This is a genomic window from Billgrantia hypersalina (assembly GCF_052584175.1).
The window spans coordinates 37,903-56,713 of sequence record NZ_JBMIQI010000011.1; the positions used below are offsets into that span (position 1 = coordinate 37,903).

General features: G+C 66.1%; 17 protein-coding genes. 12 read left to right on the forward strand and 5 right to left on the reverse strand.

Annotated elements, in window-relative coordinates:
- Positions 1-13: 13 nt before the first annotated feature.
- From ACOJCM_RS07215 to ACOJCM_RS07230, 4 genes are all read left to right on the forward strand, one after another.
- The gene (locus tag ACOJCM_RS07215; RefSeq protein ID WP_445211390.1) at positions 14-1,330 is read left to right on the forward strand and encodes a homoserine dehydrogenase; all 1,317 of its coding nucleotides are present in this window, start codon (positions 14-16) and stop codon (positions 1,328-1,330) included.
- Positions 1,331-1,333: 3 nt separating this feature from the next.
- Positions 1,334-2,722 carry a threonine synthase gene (gene thrC / locus ACOJCM_RS07220; RefSeq protein WP_445211391.1) on the forward strand — a complete coding sequence of 463 codons (1,389 nt, stop codon included), beginning with the start codon at positions 1,334-1,336 and terminating at the stop codon, positions 2,720-2,722.
- 265 nt (positions 2,723-2,987) lie between these two features.
- Positions 2,988-4,742 (forward strand): single-stranded-DNA-specific exonuclease RecJ, encoded by a 1,755-nt coding sequence (locus tag ACOJCM_RS07225; RefSeq protein WP_445212059.1) that lies wholly within the window; start codon positions 2,988-2,990, stop codon positions 4,740-4,742.
- Between the two features lie 103 nt (positions 4,743-4,845).
- On the forward strand, positions 4,846-5,463 hold the full coding sequence (locus ACOJCM_RS07230; protein ID WP_445211392.1) for a YitT family protein: 618 nt from the start codon (positions 4,846-4,848) through the stop codon (positions 5,461-5,463).
- A gap of 92 nt (positions 5,464-5,555) precedes the next feature.
- Here the strand turns inward: ACOJCM_RS07230 and ACOJCM_RS07235 are convergent, their stop codons facing one another.
- The 3 genes from ACOJCM_RS07235 to ACOJCM_RS07245 form a co-directional block, all read right to left on the reverse strand.
- Positions 5,556-5,975 (reverse strand): VOC family protein, encoded by a 420-nt coding sequence (locus ACOJCM_RS07235; RefSeq protein ID WP_445211393.1) that lies wholly within the window; start codon positions 5,973-5,975, stop codon positions 5,556-5,558.
- A gap of 139 nt (positions 5,976-6,114) precedes the next feature.
- Entirely contained in the window at positions 6,115-8,664 is a 2,550-nt protein-coding gene (locus ACOJCM_RS07240; protein WP_445212060.1) for a heavy metal translocating P-type ATPase, read from the reverse strand.
- A 245-nt stretch (positions 8,665-8,909) separates the two neighbouring features.
- The gene (locus ACOJCM_RS07245) at positions 8,910-9,356 is read right to left on the reverse strand and encodes a MerR family transcriptional regulator (RefSeq protein ID WP_445211394.1); all 447 of its coding nucleotides are present in this window, start codon (positions 9,354-9,356) and stop codon (positions 8,910-8,912) included.
- Positions 9,357-9,649: 293 nt separating this feature from the next.
- Between ACOJCM_RS07245 and ACOJCM_RS07250 the strand changes: the two genes are divergently transcribed.
- The 8 genes from ACOJCM_RS07250 (at position 9,650) to rimI (ending at position 17,797) form a co-directional block, all read left to right on the forward strand.
- Complete coding sequence (locus ACOJCM_RS07250; RefSeq protein ID WP_445211395.1) at positions 9,650-10,999, forward strand: OmpP1/FadL family transporter; 1,350 nt, start codon at positions 9,650-9,652, stop codon at positions 10,997-10,999.
- A 179-nt stretch (positions 11,000-11,178) separates the two neighbouring features.
- A protein-coding gene (gene prfB, locus ACOJCM_RS07255) for a peptide chain release factor 2 (protein WP_445211396.1) occupies positions 11,179-12,277 on the forward strand; the annotation gives its coding sequence in 2 pieces (ribosomal slippage) (positions 11,179-11,253 and positions 11,255-12,277; 1,098 coding nt in all).
- A gap of 153 nt (positions 12,278-12,430) precedes the next feature.
- The gene (lysS, locus tag ACOJCM_RS07260) at positions 12,431-13,981 is read left to right on the forward strand and encodes a lysine--tRNA ligase (RefSeq protein WP_445211397.1); all 1,551 of its coding nucleotides are present in this window, start codon (positions 12,431-12,433) and stop codon (positions 13,979-13,981) included.
- A gap of 315 nt (positions 13,982-14,296) precedes the next feature.
- Positions 14,297-14,683: a hypothetical protein gene (locus ACOJCM_RS07265; RefSeq protein ID WP_197449449.1), complete on the forward strand. Its 387-nt coding sequence runs from the start codon at positions 14,297-14,299 to the stop codon at positions 14,681-14,683.
- A gap of 78 nt (positions 14,684-14,761) precedes the next feature.
- On the forward strand, positions 14,762-16,195 hold the full coding sequence (locus tag ACOJCM_RS07270; protein WP_445211398.1) for an MFS transporter: 1,434 nt from the start codon (positions 14,762-14,764) through the stop codon (positions 16,193-16,195).
- A 27-nt stretch (positions 16,196-16,222) separates the two neighbouring features.
- On the forward strand, positions 16,223-16,531 hold the full coding sequence (locus tag ACOJCM_RS07275) for a BolA family protein (RefSeq protein ID WP_445211399.1): 309 nt from the start codon (positions 16,223-16,225) through the stop codon (positions 16,529-16,531).
- Complete coding sequence (locus ACOJCM_RS07280; RefSeq protein WP_445211400.1) at positions 16,528-17,343, forward strand: hypothetical protein; 816 nt, start codon at positions 16,528-16,530, stop codon at positions 17,341-17,343. The genes ACOJCM_RS07275 and ACOJCM_RS07280 overlap by 4 nt, the downstream gene beginning before the upstream one ends.
- A complete protein-coding gene (gene rimI / locus ACOJCM_RS07285; RefSeq protein ID WP_445211401.1) occupies positions 17,336-17,797 on the forward strand; it encodes a ribosomal protein S18-alanine N-acetyltransferase in 462 nt (153 codons plus the stop codon). Before ACOJCM_RS07280 ends, rimI begins: the two co-directional genes overlap by 8 nt.
- A gap of 57 nt (positions 17,798-17,854) precedes the next feature.
- Here rimI and ACOJCM_RS07290 read toward each other — a convergent pair whose 3' ends face one another.
- The gene (locus ACOJCM_RS07290) at positions 17,855-18,046 is read right to left on the reverse strand and encodes a cell division protein ZapB (protein WP_445211402.1); all 192 of its coding nucleotides are present in this window, start codon (positions 18,044-18,046) and stop codon (positions 17,855-17,857) included.
- 118 nt (positions 18,047-18,164) lie between these two features.
- Complete coding sequence (rsmD, locus tag ACOJCM_RS07295; protein WP_445211403.1) at positions 18,165-18,782, reverse strand: 16S rRNA (guanine(966)-N(2))-methyltransferase RsmD; 618 nt, start codon at positions 18,780-18,782, stop codon at positions 18,165-18,167.
- Positions 18,783-18,811 lie beyond the last annotated feature (29 nt).

The window sequence follows — 18,811 nt, forward strand, 5'->3', positions numbered from 1 at the left end:
GGGGAGCAGGACATTGAAACCGGTGAGAGTGGGAATCTGTGGTCTGGGGACCGTTGGCGGCGGTACCTTCAACGTGCTGACGCGCAACGCCGACGAAATTGCGCGGCGTGCCGGCCGCCCGATCATCATTGAGCAGGTGGCGCTGCGCAGCACCAACCCGGAGTGCGACCTCACCGGTATCAAGACCACCAACGACGTCTTCGAGGTGGCCCGCAATCCGGATGTGGACGTGCTGGTCGAAGTCCTGGGCGGCTATGACGTGCCTCGCGAGCTGGTGCTGACCGCTATCGCCAACGGCAAGCACGTGGTCACCGCCAACAAGGCACTGGTCGCCGTACACGGCAACGAAATTTTCCAGGCGGCCCACGAGCAGGGTGTCATCGTCGCCTTCGAGGCGGCCGTAGCCGGTGGGATTCCGGTGATCAAGTCGCTGCGTGAAGGGTTGGGTGCCAACCGCATCGAGTGGGTGGCCGGCATCATCAACGGCACCGGGAACTATATCCTCACCCACATGCGCAGCGAGGGCCGCGCCTTCGAGGACGTGCTCGCCGAGGCCCAGGCGCTGGGCTACGCCGAAGCCGACCCCACCTTCGACGTCGAGGGCATCGACGCCGCCCACAAGCTGACCATCCTCGCCTCCATCGCCTACGGCGTGCCGCTGCAGTTCGAGAAGGCCTACACCGAGGGCATCTCGCGGGTGACGTTCGATGACGTCCAGCAGGCCGACAATCTTGGCTACGTGATCAAGCACCTGGGTATCTCCAAGCGCACCGAGCATGGACTGGAGCTGCGCGTCCACCCGACCCTGATTCCCAAGGAACGGCTGCTGGCCAATGTGCACGGGGTCAAGAACGCCATCGCCATCATGGGCGACGCGGTGGGGCCGACCCTCTACTACGGCGCCGGCGCCGGCTCCGAGCCCACCGCCTCGGCAGTCGTGGCCGACCTGCTCGACGTGGCCCGCGACATCGCCACCGATCATCACTACCGCGTGCCCTACCTGGCCTTCAGCGGCATTGGCGAGGATGACGGCCATCTGCCGATCCTGCCCATGGAGGACATCGTCACCGCCTACTACCTGCGCCTGCTGGCGGTGGACCGCCCCGGCGTGCTGGCGCGAGTGGCGACCATCCTCTCCGAGCAGGGCATCTCCATCGAGGCGCTGGTGCAGAAGGAGGCCACCGAGGGTGAGCTGGTTCCGATCATCCTGCTGACGCATAGCTGCCGCGAAAAGCAGATGAACGAGGCGATCCGCCAGATCGAATCGATGGCGGATATCGCCGGGCCGGTCACGCGGATCCGCGTGGAATCCCTGGACGAGCAGGAGTAAGCCATGCGCTACATCAGTACTCGCGGGCAGGCGCCTGCGCTCTCTTTCGAAGAGGTCGTGCTGACCGGCATGGCCAGCGACGGCGGACTCTACGTGCCGGAGGCGATTCCCCGTCTCTCAAGCGAGGAGCTCGAGGCCATGGCCGGGCTCTCCTATGCCGAGATCGCCTTTCGCGTGATGAAGCCGTTCGTCAACGGCGAGATCGACGACGAGACCTTCCGCACCATCGTTCGCGACGCCTACGCCACCTTCAGCCACGATGCCGTGGTGCCGCTCAACCAGCTCGACGCCAATCACTTCCTCCTCGAGCTGTTCCACGGTCCCACGCTGGCGTTCAAGGATGTCGCCCTGCAGCTTCTGGGTCGCATCCTCGACCATTTCCTGGCCAAGCGCGGTGAACGAGCGGTGATCATGGGCGCCACTTCCGGTGACACCGGCTCGGCAGCCATCGAAGGCTGTCGCCACTGCGACAACCTCGACATCTTCATCCTGCACCCGCACAACCGGGTCTCCGAGGTACAGCGCCGCCAGATGACCTCGGTGCTGGCCGACAACGTCTTCAATATCGCCATCGAGGGCAACTTCGACGACGCCCAGGCCATGGTCAAGGCGAGCTTCGCCGACCAGGGCTTTCTGAACGGCACCCGCCTGGTAGCGGTGAACTCGATCAACTGGGCACGCATCATGGCCCAGATCGTCTACTACGTTGCCGCCGGCGTGGCGCTGGGCGCGCCGCATCGGCAAGTCAGCTTCTGCGTGCCGTCGGCCAACTTCGGCAATGTCTTCGCCGGCTACATGGCCTACCGCATGGGGCTGCCTGTCAAGCAGTTCATCATCGCCACCAACGCCAATGACATCCTGCACCGCACGATTGCCGAGAACGACTTCTCCAAGCAGGAACTCAAGGCGACCCTGGCACCCTCCATGGATATCGTCGTCTCTTCCAACTTCGAGCGCCTGTTGTTCGAGGCCTACGAGCGCGACGGCTCCGCCGTGGCCGCACTGCTGGAGCGCTTCCAGAGCGAGCCCACGGCGCTGGCCGAGGCGCCCCTTACGCGGCTGCGGGCCCTGTTTGCCAGCCATAGCGTCGACGATGCCACCATCCTCGAAGTGATCCGCGAGGCGCACCATCGCACCAAGGAACTGCTCGATCCGCACACCGCCACGGGCTACCGTGCCGCCGAGCGCGCCCGGGCGGATGCCGCGACGCCGATGATTACCCTGGCCACGGCCCATCCGGCCAAGTTCGCCGAGGCGGTGGTCAAGGCCGGTTTCCCCGGCGTGCCGCTGCCGCCGCACATGGACGACCTGCTGGAGCGCGAGGAGCGCTACACCGTGCTGCCGGCGGAGTTGGCGAAGGTGCAGGCGTTCGTAGCCGAGAATCGGCGCTAGAAAGGAGCTCGTCAGAAGCCACTTAGCGAGGGGCAAGGGGGCAGGCCGAAGAGGAGGTCTTTTGCCACGGATGGCAAGAGTAGCGCCCAGGGATGGGTCACAGCGCCTCCTGGAAGGCCTGTCGCCGTCCGACCCGAGCGGTGCATGCAACCTCTCCAGGCGCTCAATGTGCCGATCTTCTTCAAGCCAGACCCGCCTTAAACAGGAGCCACGCTTGGACGTGACCGCGCCTCCCGACCTGCACGCCCGACTCAAACCGCGGTTGATGCCGCGCCCACGCAATGAGGCGCTTTATGCCCGCGCCCGTGCCGAGGGACTGACCGAACTGCAGGCCCGCGTGCTGGCCGGCCGCCTGGCCGGTTACGAAGGGGAGCTTGCCCCGCTCACACAGCCCAGCCTGCGCTACCTCGAGCATCCGGAGCGCCTGGCCGATGGCCGCCGCGCCGCCGAGCGCATCGCCCGGGCTGTGATCGATGGCGAGCACATCGGCATCCTGACCGACTACGACGTCGACGGCATCACCTCCCACGTCGTGATCCGACGTACGCTGAACGAGTTCTTCGGCGTGCCCGAGTCGCGGCTGCACAGCCTGATCGGCCATCGCATCCACGACGGCTACGGCATCAGCCTGCCGCTGGTGGAGCGTGCGCTGGCGCTCGCGCCGCGGCCGAGCCTGGTAATTACCGCCGACTGCGGCAGCAGTGACGAGCCGCGCATCGCCCGGCTCAAGGCGGCGGGCATCGATGTGGTAGTGAGCGACCACCATGCCCTGCCGGTAGAGGGGCCGCCGCCCTCTGCGCATGCGGTGGTGAACCCGACACGCAGCGATTGCCAGTATCCCGACCGCACCATCGCCGGCTGCATGGTGGCCTGGCTGACGATGTCGCTGGCGCGCAGCGTGCTGATCGAGTGGGGCGCCCTTCCCGAGGCCACGCCCAAGCTCTCCGCCTGGCTCTCCTACGTGGCGCTGGGCACCGTGGCCGACTGCGTATCGCTGGGGGCGAGCCCGGCCAACCGCGCCGTGGTCAGCCATGGCCTGACGCTGATCAACCGCATGGAGGCCGCCTGCTGGCGCGCCATGGCGGCGCGCCTGGGCGAGGACAGCGTGCCGTTCTCCGCCGAGACGCTGGCCTTCCAGATGGGCCCGCGCATCAATGCCCGTTCGCGCCTCGACGACCCCTACGCGGCGCTGCACTTCATGCTGGCCGAGGACGATGCCGTGGCGACGCGCCATCTGCAGACGCTGGATGACGACAACCAGTCGCGCAAGGCAATCGAGGCGGACATGGTGGAGGAGGCGCGCGCCCTGGCCATGCCCCAGCTCGAGACCGATCAACCGGCTCTGATGGTCTTTCTCGAGAGCGGTCATCCGGGCGTGCAGGGCATCGTCGCCTCGCGCCTGGTGCATTCCTTCGGCCGGCCCGCGCTGGTGCTGACCCCGGCGGCAGCACCCGGCATGCTCACCGGCTCGGGGCGTTCCATCGAGGCGTTGCATCTGCGCGACGCGCTGCAACGTGCTCATGAGCTTGCTCCCGAAGCGCTGCCGCGTTTCGGCGGGCACCGCGGTGCGGCCGGCGTCGGCGTGCCGGTCGAAATGCTGGAGGCCTTTCGGATGGCTTTCCTCCAGGCAGTGAGGGAGCAGTTGGGCGAGGTCGAGCTGTACCCTCACATACTGACCGACGGGGCGCTCGCCCCCGAGCAGTTCCAACTGGCGACGCTGCTCGAACTGGAGACGCTGGGCCCCTACGGGCGGGAGTTCGACGCGCCGCTGTTCGAGGGTCAGTTCCTGGTCGAGTCGATGCGCGCCGTGGGAGCCGACGGCACCCACCTGTCGATGGTGCTCTCCACCGGAGCGGCAAGCCTCAAGGCGATCTGGTTCCGGGCGCTCACGCCGGGGGAGCTGCCGCCCTTCGTCATGGGGGACACGCTGCGCTGTGCCTACCGGCTGCATCGCAATCGCTGGCGGGGGCAGGAGTCGCTGCAGTTGATGGTGGAGTACGCCGAGCCGCAGGGCAGCTGACACTGGATGGCGGGTCGCTGAGCGGGGTCAATGATTTCGCGGGGCGTACCCGCTAGAATCCGCCCTCATTCGGCGCTGCCCTTTATCATCCAAGGAAACATGCATGGATCCACGAGATCTGCCCACCGATCCCCATCACCCCTACGAGGACGTGATGGCCATGCTGGTGGGCACGCTGTTCGTCGCGCTCGGTGTGGCCTTCTATACCCAGGCTTTGCTGCTCACCGGCAGCACCGCCGGCATGGCCTTCCTGCTGCAGTACGCCACCGGCTGGCGCTTCGGCGTGTGGTTCTTCCTGATCAACCTGCCGTTCTATTTCCTGGCGGTGAAGCGCATGGGCTGGTCGTTTACCCTGCGCACCTTCGTCGCCATCGCGCTGGTATCGCTTTTCTCCGAGCTGACCGGCCGGTGGGTCGCCTTCGACAGCCTCAACCCGCTCTACGCCTCGCTGATGGGCGGCAGCCTGATCGGCATCGGCATGCTGGTACTGTTCCGCCACCGCACCAGCCTTGGCGGCATCAACATCCTGGCGCTCTACCTGCAGGGCCGTTACGGCCTGCGCGCCGGCTACGTACAGCTCGGCATCGACGGGTTGATCATGCTTGCCGCCTTCTTCGTGCTGCCCCCCGAGCGGGTCGGCCTATCCGTGCTGGGTGCCGTGGCGCTGAACCTGATCATTGCCCTCAATCACAAGCCCGGCCGCTACATGGGTGTTTCCTGATAGTTAGGCCAGACGCCCGGTGCGCTGGCTCGATCAGGTGCCCGTCAGGGTCGCGGCCGACATAGAGAAGCAGGCTCTCGCTGGCGAGAGTCTCAGTAGGTAGGCCAGACCCCCGGCGTGGCCAGCTCGATCAGGTGCCCGTCGGGGTCGCGGAAATAGAGGCTCTCGCCGCCGCGGGGCCAGTGGGTGCGGCCTTCAATGGTAACGCCGTGGTCGTCAAGCTGGCGCTCCCAGGCAGCCAGTTCGGGCTCGGCGATAGCGAAGGCGAGGTGCACCCGCCCCTTGCCGTCGTGGGGCGGTATGGTCCCCATCTCTCTGGGCAACACCACGGTTTCCAGCGTCTCGCCCTGCAGGAAAAGCAGCAGCACCGTATTGGCGCCGGCATCGTAGGCGGTAAAGCGATGGTCGGCGTTGAAGGGCTCGAGACCCATCACGCCTTCGAAGAAGACCCGCGCCCGATCCATGTCGTCGACGTAGAGCGCGGTTTCCAGCACACCGTTGAGCTTGGGCATGGCTCCACCTCCCTCCAGCCATTTCCTTCAGCGTAGCATCTCGCTTATTCCTGTTTGGCGTGTCCGGCTCAGCGGCGCCACCAGAACCACCACACGATGGCGACGATCAGGGCCAGGCCCGCCAGATTGATGATCCAGCTCATGACAGCGCCTCCTTCGATTCGGCTACCGCCACGCGGCGCTCCGACGGGGTATCGCCGCGGGTCTTGAGCAGGCGCAGGCGGTTGGCATTGCTGACGACCGTGATCGACGACAGCGACATGGCGGCGCCGGCGATCATCGGCGACAGCAGCATGCCGGTGAATGGATAGAGAACGCCCGCAGCGATGGGAATGCACAGCACGTTGTAGCCGAAGGCGCCGACCAGGTTCTGCTTGATGTTGCGCAGGGTCAGGCGGCTGATCTCGATGGCGTCGGCGATGCCGTGCAGGGAGCTGCGCATCAGCGTGATGCCGGCGCTCTCGATGGCCACGTCGGTACCCTGGCCGATGGCGAAGCCGACATCGGCCCGTGCCAGCGCGGGGGCATCGTTGATGCCGTCACCGACCATGCCCACCACTTCGCCGGCGCGCTGCAGGCGCTCGATCTCGGCGTGCTTGTCCTCGGGCAGGAGCCCCGCGCGGAAGTCGTCGATGCCCACCTCGCGGGCGATGGCCGCCGCAGTGTGCTCGTTGTCGCCGGTGAGCATCACCACCTTGAGCCCGTCGGCCTGCAGGCGCTTGACCGCCGCGACGGTATCGCCGCGCAGGGGGTCGCTGATGCCGAACAGGGCAACAAGCCTTCCGCCGGCGGCCAGGTGAACGACCGTTCGCGCTTTACCTTCCAGATCAGCGGTCAGTTCGGTGGCGCCAGCGAGATCGACACCGGCCTGCTGCAGCAGCCGGGCGTTGCCCAGCAGCAGCGGTTCGCCGTTGGGGCCGGTGGCCTTGACGCCGCCACCGGTGACGCTATCGAAATCGCGAACGTTCATGGGCCGGTCGCCGACCTGTTCGGCCCGTTCTTGAGAAAAGGCGAGAAGGGCGGTGGCCAGCGGATGCTCGGAGCCGCGCTCGAGCGCCGCGACCAGGCCCAGCAGCTCCGCTTCGTCGCCTTCGAGGAAGTGCGCCTCGGTGACGCGCGGCTTGCCCTCGGTCAGGGTGCCGGTCTTGTCGACCACCAGCGTGGTGAGTCGGCTCGCCGTCTGCAGCGCCTCGCCGCTTCGCACCAGTACGCCGTGCTCCGCCGCCTTGCCCACCCCGATCATGGTCGAGATGGGCGTGGCGAGCCCCAGGGCGCAGGGGCAGGCGATGATCAGCACCGTGGTGGCAGTGACGAGCATATGGATCAGACGAGGCTCGGCACCGAAATTGAACCAGGCGAGCGCCGTAAGCACGGCAATGATCATCACCGCGGGCACGAAGATGCTCGACACCTTGTCGGCCAGCTCGCCGATGGGCGGACGGGAGTTCTGCGCCAGCGCCACCTGCTCGGTGATCTGTCCCAGGCGCGTATCGGCACCGACGCGTGTGGCACGATAGACGAGGCCCCCCCTGCCGTTCACGGTGCCGGCACTGACCTCGTCGCCTTGACCCTTGGCCACCGGCAGCGGTTCGCCGGTGAGCATCGATTCGTCGATATGGCTGCTGCCTTCGGTGACGACGCCGTCGACCGGCAGGCGTTCGCCGGGCCGCACGCGGATACGATCGTCCTCGCGGACCTCGTCGACGGGCAGCTCTCGCTCCTCGCCGTCGCGAATTACCCGCGCCGTACGGCTCTGCAAGTCGAGCAACCGCTTGAGCGCCTCGCTGGTGCGCCCTCTGGCACGCAGCTCCAGGGCGTTGCCCAGCAGGATCAGCCCGATGATCATGGCCGAGGCTTCGAAATAGATGCCCTGGGCCACATGGGGCAACCAGGGCGCAAAGACCACTACCGCCATGGAGTAGAGCCAGGCGGTGCCGGTGCCCATGGCGACCAGGGTGTCCATGTTGGCCTGGTGGTGGCGGAAGTTCTTCCAGGCGTTGACGAAGAAGTGCCGCCCCGGGCCGGCCAGCACCGCCAGCGTCAGCAGGCCAACCACGAGCCAATAGAGACGCCCCCAGCCGACAGGGTGCGGATGGTAGATGAACATGCTGGCCATCAGCGGGACGGCCAGCGCCAGCGACCATGCGCTGCCGCGCAGGCGGCGGCGATACTCGCGCGCGTCTTGCTCGGCGCGGGCCGCCTCGGCCTGGCGCAGGTCGACGATGGGCTCGGCGCCGTAACCCACGTCCTCCACCGCCTGGATCAGCGCATCGACATCGACGCGTCCATGGACCTGGGCGATGCGGGTACCGAAGTTCACCGTCGCCGTGGCCACTCCCGGTGTACGCTCCAAGGCCTGTTGTACGCTCTTTACGCAGCTCGCACAGGTCATGCCCGAGATCGACAGGCGGTGGCTGACGCCTCCCGCCGGGTTGCTTGTCTCATCCGGGGCGGCGGGTTTCACGGCCGGCGTGGATGCGGGCTCCTCAGGCGCCGCTGTGTCCGCTACAGCGTCGGTGAGGGGGCGTGCCGGATAGCCGGCCTGCTCCAGGGCGTCATCGAGCTGGGCGTCATCCAGAGTGGAGGCGATCACCAGGCGTTTCTCGGCCGGGAAGCCGGTGACCTCGGCCTCGGAATCGAGCGTCTGGATTGCCTCGCGCATGCGCTTCACGCAACCCTGGCAACTCATGCCGGGTACGTGACGCTCATGTTCGGATCGCGCGGGACTGCGCGCATCGTCAGCGGGGTAGCCGGCCGCTTCGAGGGCCTGGTCGAGCGTGTCCCCATCGAGAGCGGTTGCCGCGGCCAGACGCTTCTCGGCCGGGAAGCCAGTGACCTCGGCCTCGGGGTCGAGGGCCTGGATCGCCTCGCGCATGCGCTTCACGCAACCTTGGCAACTCATGCCCGGCACGCTGCGTTCGTGATGATAGCGGCTCATTTCGTCTCCTCGCCAACGTGCGCGCATTGCCCTGGCGCTGCCTCGGGAAAGCTCTCGATCAGCCGGCACAGGCTGTGGCCGTCGGGCGTGCCGTCGGGCATCTCGGCCCACGTCTCGAGCGCCTGCTCCATGCGCGATGCCAGCGCCTCGAGCTCGCGGATACGGGCACGAATCTGCGGCAGCCGGCTGGCCAGCAGGTCGCGCACCATGGGGCAGGGTGAATCACCCTGGTCGGCGTGGGCCAGGATGTCGCCGATCTCGGCCACGCTGAAGCCCAGCGTGCGAGCCCGCTGGATGAAGCGCAGCCGCTCCAGGTCGGCCTGACCGAAGAGCTGATAGCCGTTGTCCGGATCGCGCTTGGGATGCAGCAGCCCTTCGCGGGTATAGTGCCGCACCGTCTCGGCGGTAACCTCGGCGCGCCGGGCCAGTTCGCTGACCTTCATGGAAAACACTCCGTGGCGTTGTGAACCATGCTTGAAGTGTAAAACCTGTGGGTTACCCACAGGTCAAGCGCAGAGGCGAGGCCCCGGAACGGTATGCGGCCAAGCAAAGATAAAAAGTTCAGTGGCTGACGTCGAAACACAACTAAAGTATGAGCTTTTCTCGCATTAAAACGAACGTTTGCACTTGAACCGAACGGATGTTTGGCGAAAACTGGCTGAGTAGGGCACCGCTCCGGCGAGGGCGGGACACATAACCAGCTCCAGCTCGCATCTGGATAGAGGACGTCGAGACCATGCAGAACAAGTTCAACAAGATCACCTGGGCCGTGACCATAGCGGCCGCCGCGGCCGCCGCCTTCGCCAGCCAGGCCAATGCCGGCGGTTACCAGATCAACGAGCAGAGCGTCAGCGGGCAGGGCTATGGCCACGCGGGCCGGAGCTCCAACGTCAACGACGCCACCATCGTCTTCGGCAACCCGGCAGGCATGTCCTTCCTCGACCGGGCGCAACTGACCGCGGGCGGGACCTATCTGAACGTCAACACCGATATCGACAACGCCTCTGCTACTCGTAACGGAGTGCCGGTCCACACTGATGGAACAGCGGAAGGAGATATCGTACCGGGGACGCTGGTTCCCTTTGCCTTTTATGCGCACCCGGTAAACGAGCAACTGGCCTTCGGCTTCGGTGTCTATGCCCCATTCGGCTCCAAGACTGAATACGAAGACGACTTTATTGGACGCAACCTTGGCAATTACACCGAGCTGCGTGTCATGAGTGCGCAGCCGACTGTCTCCTATCGCTTTAATGATCAGTGGTCCATCGGTGCGGGTATCACTTATAACCGGGTGGACGGTGAATTGCGCCGGCAGGTTGCAAATCCTTTTAGCCCAAACAATACCGACGCTGATATCGATGCCCGTATCGAGGGCGACGACGATGCGTGGGGTTACAACCTCGGGGTCTTGTTTCAGCCGGTGCCGGAAACTACCTTTGGTTTGACGTATCGCTCCAAGGTTAGCTACACCCTGACGGGGAACTACCGTGCAACGGATCCCTCCGGGCTTGTAGATTCGTTTGCCCCTGAGCGTTTGAATCGAGATGCTCAACTGGACCTGACAACCCCCGAAACGATCAACTTCTCCGTGACCCAGCAGATGAGTGACCGCTTGAAGCTCATGGCAGGTGCTTCTTGGGTCCGCTGGAGCCGCTTCGATGAAATCCGCGTGGTCGATCCCAACGATGCGGATGGTCCCCCTATTACTTCTGAACAGCAGGACTATTCCAACGCTTGGGCCTATGGCGTCGGCGGTGAATACCAGCTCAATCCGCAGCTGGCGCTGCGTGCCGGCCTCACCCTTGACTTTACGCCCACCAGCGATCAGTACCGCAGCGCACGGATTCCTTCCGACGACCGCCGCGTCTTCTCTATCGGTGCCGGTTGGACGCCCATGGATAATTTGACCTTGGACTTTGCCTACTCCTACTTGACGGAGCGTAGCACCCGCGTTGATCAACAAAGAGGTGATTCGGTCTTCAATCCTGCCACCGGGGGCCTAGTAGAAGGCGTGTCTTCAACTTATTCCGCCGACTACAAAAACGAAGCCCATGGCTTCGGCGCTCAGTTGACCTATCGCTTCTAAGCATCGGCTTCGCGTGGGCAAGCGACTCGGCCTTGGCCGGGTCGCTTGCGTTGTGGCCGTGCAGTAGATGCGCCCCCTCGGCAAGTTCGCTACAATAACCGCCTTTTCCGTGCCGCCGAGGCCGGCCCCGGCCTGCCTTGCGGCAGCCGTCTTCCCATGCGATTCAGGCGAGCGAGCCCATGCTGGAAACCAACCCCATCCACAACACCATCAAGGACCTGGCCGAGCGGACAGACGTCCTGAGGGGGTATCTTTGACTATGCCGAAAAGAAGGATCGGCTAGAGGAAGTCTCCCGAGAGCTGGAAGACCCGGGCGTATGGAACGACCCTGACTACGCTCAGAAGCTCGGTAAGGAGCGTGCTTCCCTCGAGGCCATCGTCGAGACCATCGACGAACTCGACCAGGGCCTGGCGGACAGCCGCGACCTGCTCGAACTGGCCGAGATGGAAGCGGACGAGGATACGGTCGCCGAGGTGCGCAAGGAGCTCGACGGGCTCAAGGAGAGCCTGGCGAAGCTCGAGTTCCGGCGCATGTTCTCCGGCGAGATGGATGCCAACAACGCCTACCTCGATATCCAGGCCGGCTCCGGCGGCACCGAGGCCCAGGATTGGGCCAACATGCTGTTGCGCATGTACCTGCGCTGGTGCGAACACCACGGCTTCAAGGCCGAGATCACCGAGCTTTCGGCCGGCGAGGTGGCGGGCATCAAGTCGGCGACCCTCCACGTGCAGGGCGATCACGCCTTCGGCTGGCTGCGTACCGAGACCGGCGTGCACCGCCTGGTGCGCAAGAGCCCGTTCGACTCGGGCGGCCGTCGCCACACCTCCTTCGCCTCGGTATTCCTGTCGCCGGAGATCGACGACAGCTTCGAGGTCGAGATCAACCCGGCGGATCTGCGCGTCGACACCTATCGCTCCAGCGGGGCCGGTGGCCAGCACGTCAACACCACCGATTCGGCGGTGCGTATCACCCACGAGCCCACCGGCATCGTGGTGGCCTGTCAGAGCCAGCGCAGCCAGCACGCCAACCGCGACTTCGCCATGAAGCAGCTCAAGGCGAAGCTGTGGGAACACGAGATGGACAAGCGCAACGCCGCCAAGCAGGAGGCGGAGGACTCCAAGGCCGATATTGGCTGGGGCAGCCAGATCCGCTCCTACGTGCTCGACGACCAGCGCATCAAGGATCTGCGGACCGGCGTGCAGACGAGCAACTGCGACCGGGTGCTGGATGGCGATCTCGATGCCTTCATCGAAGCCAGCCTGAAACAGGGCCTATAGCCTGCTGCGTTCGCCGATTCGGTGCAGCCCCTCGATTCGAGACACGCGGCAAAGTCGCGGTCTCATCCGGGGGCGCCTTGCCTCGGCGTCGTTCCGCAGCTCCCGGTGTGATACCGATTCCAACATCGAACTGATGACCCAACAGGTAGCGACATGGCCAACCAGAGCTCCTCCCCGGACAGCCCCCAGACCGACGAGAACCGCCTGATCGCCGAGCGCCGCGCCAAGCTGGCGGCGCGCCGGCAGCGTGCCGTCGAGACCGGCGGCAGCGCTTTCCCCAACGACTTCCGTCGCGACAGCCTCGCCGCGGAGCTCATGGCCGAGCTGGGCGAGAAGGACAAGGCGGAGCTGGAGTCGCTGAATCGTTCGGCGGCGGTGGCCGGCCGCATCATGCGCAAGCGCGGCCCGTTCCTGGTGATCCAGGACCCCTCCGGCACGATCCAGCTCTATGTCGACAAGAAGGGGCTGCCGGAAGCGGTGCTCGAGGACATCAAGGGCTGGGACATCGGCGACATCGTGGCCGCCCGCGGCCCGGTGCACAAGTCGGGCAAGGGCGACCTCTATGTGATGATGGAGGAGGCCAAGCTGCTGACCAAGAGCCTGCGCCCGCTGCCGGACAAGTTCCACGGCCTGACCGACATGGAGGCGCGCTATCGCCAGCGCTACGTCGACCTGATCATGAACCCCGATTCGCGCAAGGTGTTCGAGATCCGCGCCGGGGTGATCAGCGCCATGCGACGCTTCTTCGAGGAGCGCGGCTTCATGGAGGTCGAGACCCCCATGCTGCAGCCGATTCCCGGCGGTGCCACCGCTCGCCCCTTCATTACCCATCACAACGCGCTGGACATCGACATGTACCTGCGCATCGCGCCGGAGCTCTACCTCAAGCGCCTGGTGGTGGGCGGCTTCGAGAAGGTCTTCGAGATCAACCGCAACTTCCGCAACGAGGGTCTGTCGACGCGCCACAACCCCGAGTTCACCATGGTCGAGTTCTACCAGGCACATGCCAACCATCATGACCTGATGGACCTCACCGAGGAGATGCTGCGTACCGTCGCTCGCCAGGTGCTGGGGACTACCACGGTGGTCAACACCGTGCGCAACGCCGAAGGCGAAGTGCTCGAGACCTACGAGTACGACTTCGGTAAGCCGCTCAGGCGTATCAGCGTGTTCGAGTCGATTCTCGAATACAACCCGGATATTCACGCCGAGGCGCTGGCCGACGAGTCCGCCGCGCGGCAGATTGCCGAGCGGCTGGATATCGACGTCAAGGATGGCTGGGGTCTGGGCAAGATTCAGATCGAGATCTTCGAGAAGACGGTCGAGCACCGGCTCAAGGATCCGACCTTCATCACCGACTACCCCACCGAGGTGAGCCCGCTGGCGCGGCGCAAGGACAGCGACCCCTTCGTCACCGAGCGTTTCGAATTCTTCGTCGGCGGGCGCGAGATCGCCAACGGCTTCTCTGAGCTCAACGACGCCGAGGACCAGGCCGAGCGCTTTCGCGCCCAGGCGGCGGAGAAGGAGGCCGGCGATCTCGAGGCGATGTACTACGATGCCGACTACGTGCGCGCGCTGGAGTACGGCCTGCCGCCCACCGCGGGCGAGGGCATCGGTATCGACCGCCTGGTCATGCTGTTCACCGATAGCGCCTCGATTCGGGATGTACTGCTGTTCCCGGCCATGCGCCCCGAGGTTGAGTGATGGGGCTGGGCTTCGGCCAGGCGTAGTTGCTCCGGGAATGGGCGAAGCATGAGCGACTGGCCTTGACTCGCCTCCTTCCGCCGGGGGCGGTGGCTGAGGAGGGGCGTCGGAGGGAGGCCGAAGAGGATGTCTTTTTGTCATGGAGGGAAAAAGTAGCTCCCAGAGATGGGTTCACAGCGCCTCATCGACGGTCCGGCGCTCCGGGGCCTGTCTCCGGCAAAGTCCCGGGCTGCGCCACGCCGAAGGGCGGAAGTATTGGTAAGCGGCGGCGCTAGCACCCATAATGATCACCGTTTCGACGTCGAGGAGACCGCGATGAAACTGCTCAACCGCTCCGCCCTGAGCGTCAGGCCGACCCGGCATTTCGTGGACTGGATCAACGCTCTGGAACCCACCATGGGGGAGGACGACCTCACCCTGGCCGATGTCGAACGCGAAAGTACCGTCTATCTGATTCCCGAGATGGACACGCCCGAGGCGTTGGAAGCCTTCGTGCGGGAGCGCTACCTCGAGATCCTCGAGACCGAGCTGCGCGCCTGGGAAGAGGACGAGCGCCAGTGGCCCGAAGCTCTGGACTGGGCGCTCTTCCAGCGCTTCTTGCAGGTCGAGCACAGCTACCTGGCGATCGATCTGGATGACGAGACGGCGCTGGAGATTTCCGAGGTCGACGATTCCCTGCTGCTGGAAACCGACCAGGATTGACCGTCTCGTCCGAAGCAATACATGGAAACCGGCTGCGGCCGGTTTTCTCGTTACGCACCTTGCCTTGATGGAAACCGCATGAGCCGACTCTTTTCGACCCGGCCCGGCGACGACGGCCTGCCGGGGCCCGAGCGACGCCTGGCGGTGCTGGCGCTGATTCTCGGGACGCTGATGGCCGTGGTGGACGTCACGATGGTCAACATCGCGCTGCCCTCCATCGCGCGCGATCTCGAAGTGTCCGCCGCCAGATCGGTCTGGGTCACCAACCTGTTCCAGATCGTCTGTGCCGCCTTCCTGCTGGTGTGCGCCTCCTTCAGCGAGATGATTAGCCGGCGGCGGCTCTACGTAGCGGGGCTGGCGCTGTTCGTTGTCGCCTCGCTGGGGGCGGCACTGTCGCGCAGCCTGGAGTGGCTGCTGGTCTTCCGTGCCTTGCAGGGGCTGGGGGCGGCAGCGACGCTCTCCATCGGACCTTCGCTCTATCGGTCAATCTTTCCTTCGCGGCTGCTAGGCAGCGCCCTGGGGCTTTCGGCCCTGGTGGTGGCCGGTGGCTACGCCGCCGGCCCTGCCCTGGGGGGAGTGGTACTCTCGATGGTCAGTTGGCCCTGGCTTTTCGCCCTTCATCTGCCCCTGGGGCTCGTCTCGCTGTGGCTGGCCTGGCGTGCGCTGCCCCACGAGAAAGGGCGTCGCGGCGGCTTCGACGGCCGAGGTGCCCTGGGCTCGGTGGTCATGCTGGGCAGTTTCTTCCTGGCCATGGATGTCCTGGGGCACGGCGCGCCGCTGTGGCAGGCGCTGGCCTGGCTGACGCTCAGCGTGGGCTCGGGCTGGCTGTTCCTGCGGCGCCAGCGCCGGGCCAGCCATCCGCTCCTGCCGCCGCGTCTGTTTCAGGTGCCGCGCTTTCGCCTGGCGGTCTCCGCCTCGGGGCTTGCCTTCGTCGGCCAGGGGCTCGCCTTCGTCGCGCTATCGTTCCTCTACCAGCAGGAGATGCATTTTTCCCCGCTGCATACCGCCTGGCTGTTCACCCCGTGGCCGCTCGCCATCATGCTGGTCGGCCCGATGGCCGGCCGCCTGGCCGATCGCGTGAACCCCAGCCTCATGGCGAGCCTGGGGTTGGTGCTGCTGATGCTGGGGCTCGCCTCGCTTGCCATGCTGCCCGAGGATACCGGCGTGCTGAACAGCCTTTGGCGCACGGCCCTGTGCGGTATCGGTTTCGGGCTGTTCCAGCCGCCCAACAATCGCGAGATGATGACCAGCGCACCGCGCGAACTCAGCACCAGTGCCTCGGGTGTGCTCAGTACCACGCGCACCGTGGGGCAGTCGCTCGGCGTGGCGCTGGTCGGCGCCTTCCTGGCCGCCGATGCACCGGTGCAGGCCACGCTGTGGGCCGGATGCGTGGCTTGCCTGCTGGCGCTTGCCGCCAGTCTGGCGCGAATGCCGCTGGCCGAAACCGCCCCGACAAGTGAAGTTGCCGATAAGGTGGCCCAGGTGCAGTCGCCGAACAAGCGAGTACAATGACGTCACATCCATGATCGAGGAGCCCTCATGAGCATCCAGGCCGTCATCGAAGAGAAGCTGCAGGCCCTCGAGCCCACCCACGTGGCGGTGGAGAACGAGAGTCATCGACATGCCGTACCCGCCAACTCCGAGACGCACTTCAAGGTCACGGTGGTATCCGAGCACTTTCAGGGACTGATGCCGGTGAAGCGACATCAGCGCCTCTATGCGCTGCTTGCCGACGAGCTGGCCGGGCCGGTGCACGCCCTGGCCCTGCATCTCTATACCCCTCAGGAGTGGGCGGCCCGCGGCGAAGCCCGGCCCGACTCCCCCAACTGTCGGGGCGCCGGCGCGTGACCACCGAGCCGCAGCGCCTTCAGTATCTGGAGGCGATGGGATTGACCGCCTGGGTGGCACGCTACCGGTTGCCCCATGCGCGACCGTCCGAAGCCTGCGAATGGGAACTGCCCGAGCGCCCTGCGGCTTCGCCTCCCGCAGAACGCTTGCAGGCCCTGCTGGACGAGGCCGATACCGCCGCACGCCAGGCGACGCCCACGGCACCCGTCACGGAGCCGCCACGTTCGTCCACCCCCAGGCGTGCCCGTCAGCTGCTGGGTATCGAGCCTCCCGTCGAGGAGACGGCGCTCCCGGCGAGCGAAGAGGTGCCCTCCGAGGCGGAGAGGCCGGCTCAGGAGCCGCTGCGCTTTGTCCTTCAGGTGGCGTGTCTAGGTGGGCGCTGGCTGGTGGTCGTGCCGCAGGAGAACCCGCCGGACGCTCTCCAGCAGCAGTTGCTCGGCAATCTGCTCAAGGCAGCGGCGATCGACATTGAGTCGGCGCTGGCTTTCGAGGCGTTTCGCTGGCCACCGATGGAGAACCTGCCGGTCGAGGCACCGTTGGAAGAGGCGCGCCAAGGCTTGCAAGCCTTCGTCGAAGGGACGCGGCGGCGCGGCTGGACGCCGGAACGCGTGCTGGTATTCGGCCGGGATGCCACCCTGGAGCGGCTGCTCGAGATGCGCGAGGGGCAGGTCGGGCTGCTCGGGTTGCCTGGCTGGCAGGGTCCCGACCTGGCAGAGCTGGCGCAGAGTAGCAAGGCCAAGCGTGCGCTGTGGCCCGCCCTGCTGGAATGGCGTCGGGCCTGGTCGGTGCATGACGGCGGTGCCGATGATTGATCCTGTCATACGCCGGCTAGGGGCCGCCGATCAGGAGCGCCTGGTGGCGTTGGAACACGACCAGCCGCGCCCCTGGTCGCCTGGCCAGCTCGCGGCCGTGCTGAGCGATGAAGATGGCTGCATCCTCGGCGCCGAAGTGGCGGGTGAGCTCGTGGGTCATGCCGTGGTGGCCAGGCTGCCTTTCGAGGCCGAGCTGCAGGCCATGCTGGTGGCTCCCGCCTTGCGTCGACGCGGTGTGGCCGCGGCGCTGCTGACGGCGGTGGTGGATCACTGTCGGCAATGGGGCAGCGAGCGCTTGCTGCTCGAGGTGAGGGCGGGCAATGCGCCGGCCTTGGGTCTCTATCGCCGGGCAGGGTTCAGCGAGGATGGGCGTCGGCGGGGTTACTATCCGCCGCTGGGGGACAAGGCCGACGCTAACCGGGAGGATGCCATTCTGATGTCGCGCCGGCTTTAGGAAATGTTTCCGCGCTTCCCTTAGGCTTGGCCGAGGCGTGTCGGTGCGCGCCCGGGCTCAGCCTCTCTCGGTGTCGACATCGTCGAACTTGCCCAACAGGGCGGTCAGGCGGCGCTCCCACTCCTCGCGCTCCTGCTTCAGCCGGCTGTTTTCCTCGCGCAGTTCCTCGGCCTCCATCTTCAGCAGCTCCAGGGCCTCGACGGCACTGGCCACTTTCTGTTCGAGCCGGTTGAAGAGTTCGGTGCTCATGGTGTTCTCCTGAAATGACATCCTGCCGGGGCGGGCACCTGCCCGCACTGCATCCGTTGCGCAGCGTAACGCCGAGGGGCGCGACCGGGCAAGCGTAGCCGAACGGCGACGCCCGGCGTCAACCTAGGCGTCGAAAGAGCCGGCCGGTGCTGTCACCGGCCCTGACCTCACGGTGCAGCGCCCAGGTGGTGGGAACGCCAAGTTCGAGCCCCGTTTCGGTTTCCACATAGATCCAGGCGTCCTGCGTCAGCCAGCCCCTCTCCAGCCGTTCGCAGCAGGGCTCGGCCAGGCCTTGGCGGAAGGGGGGGTCGAGGAAGGCCAGGCTGAAGGCCGCATTATCGGCCGGGTCGTCAAGGAAGGCCAGGGCATCGGATCTGAGTACCCGGCCACGCCCGTCGGCACCCAGAAGGCGGAGATTGTCCGCCAACGCATTGGCGGCCTGGCCGTCTCGCTCGACAAATAGCGCCGTGGCGGCGCCACGAGAGAGCGCCTCAAGGCCCAGGGCGCCCGTGCCGGCGAACAGGTCCAGCACCCGGGCACCCGGCGTGGCCATGGCCAGCCAGTTGAACAGGGTTTCGCGAACCCGATCGGGCGTAGGGCGCAGGCCGGGGCTGTCGAGCACCGGCAGCAGCCGGCGACGGAACTCACCACCGATGATGCGCAAGCGGCCGCTGGCCTGGGGCGAGCGGGTGCCGGGGCGGGAGCGCGAACGGGAGGAGGGGCGGCGACGTGTCATGCGCTCGAATTGTACCTGCCCTCTTATCC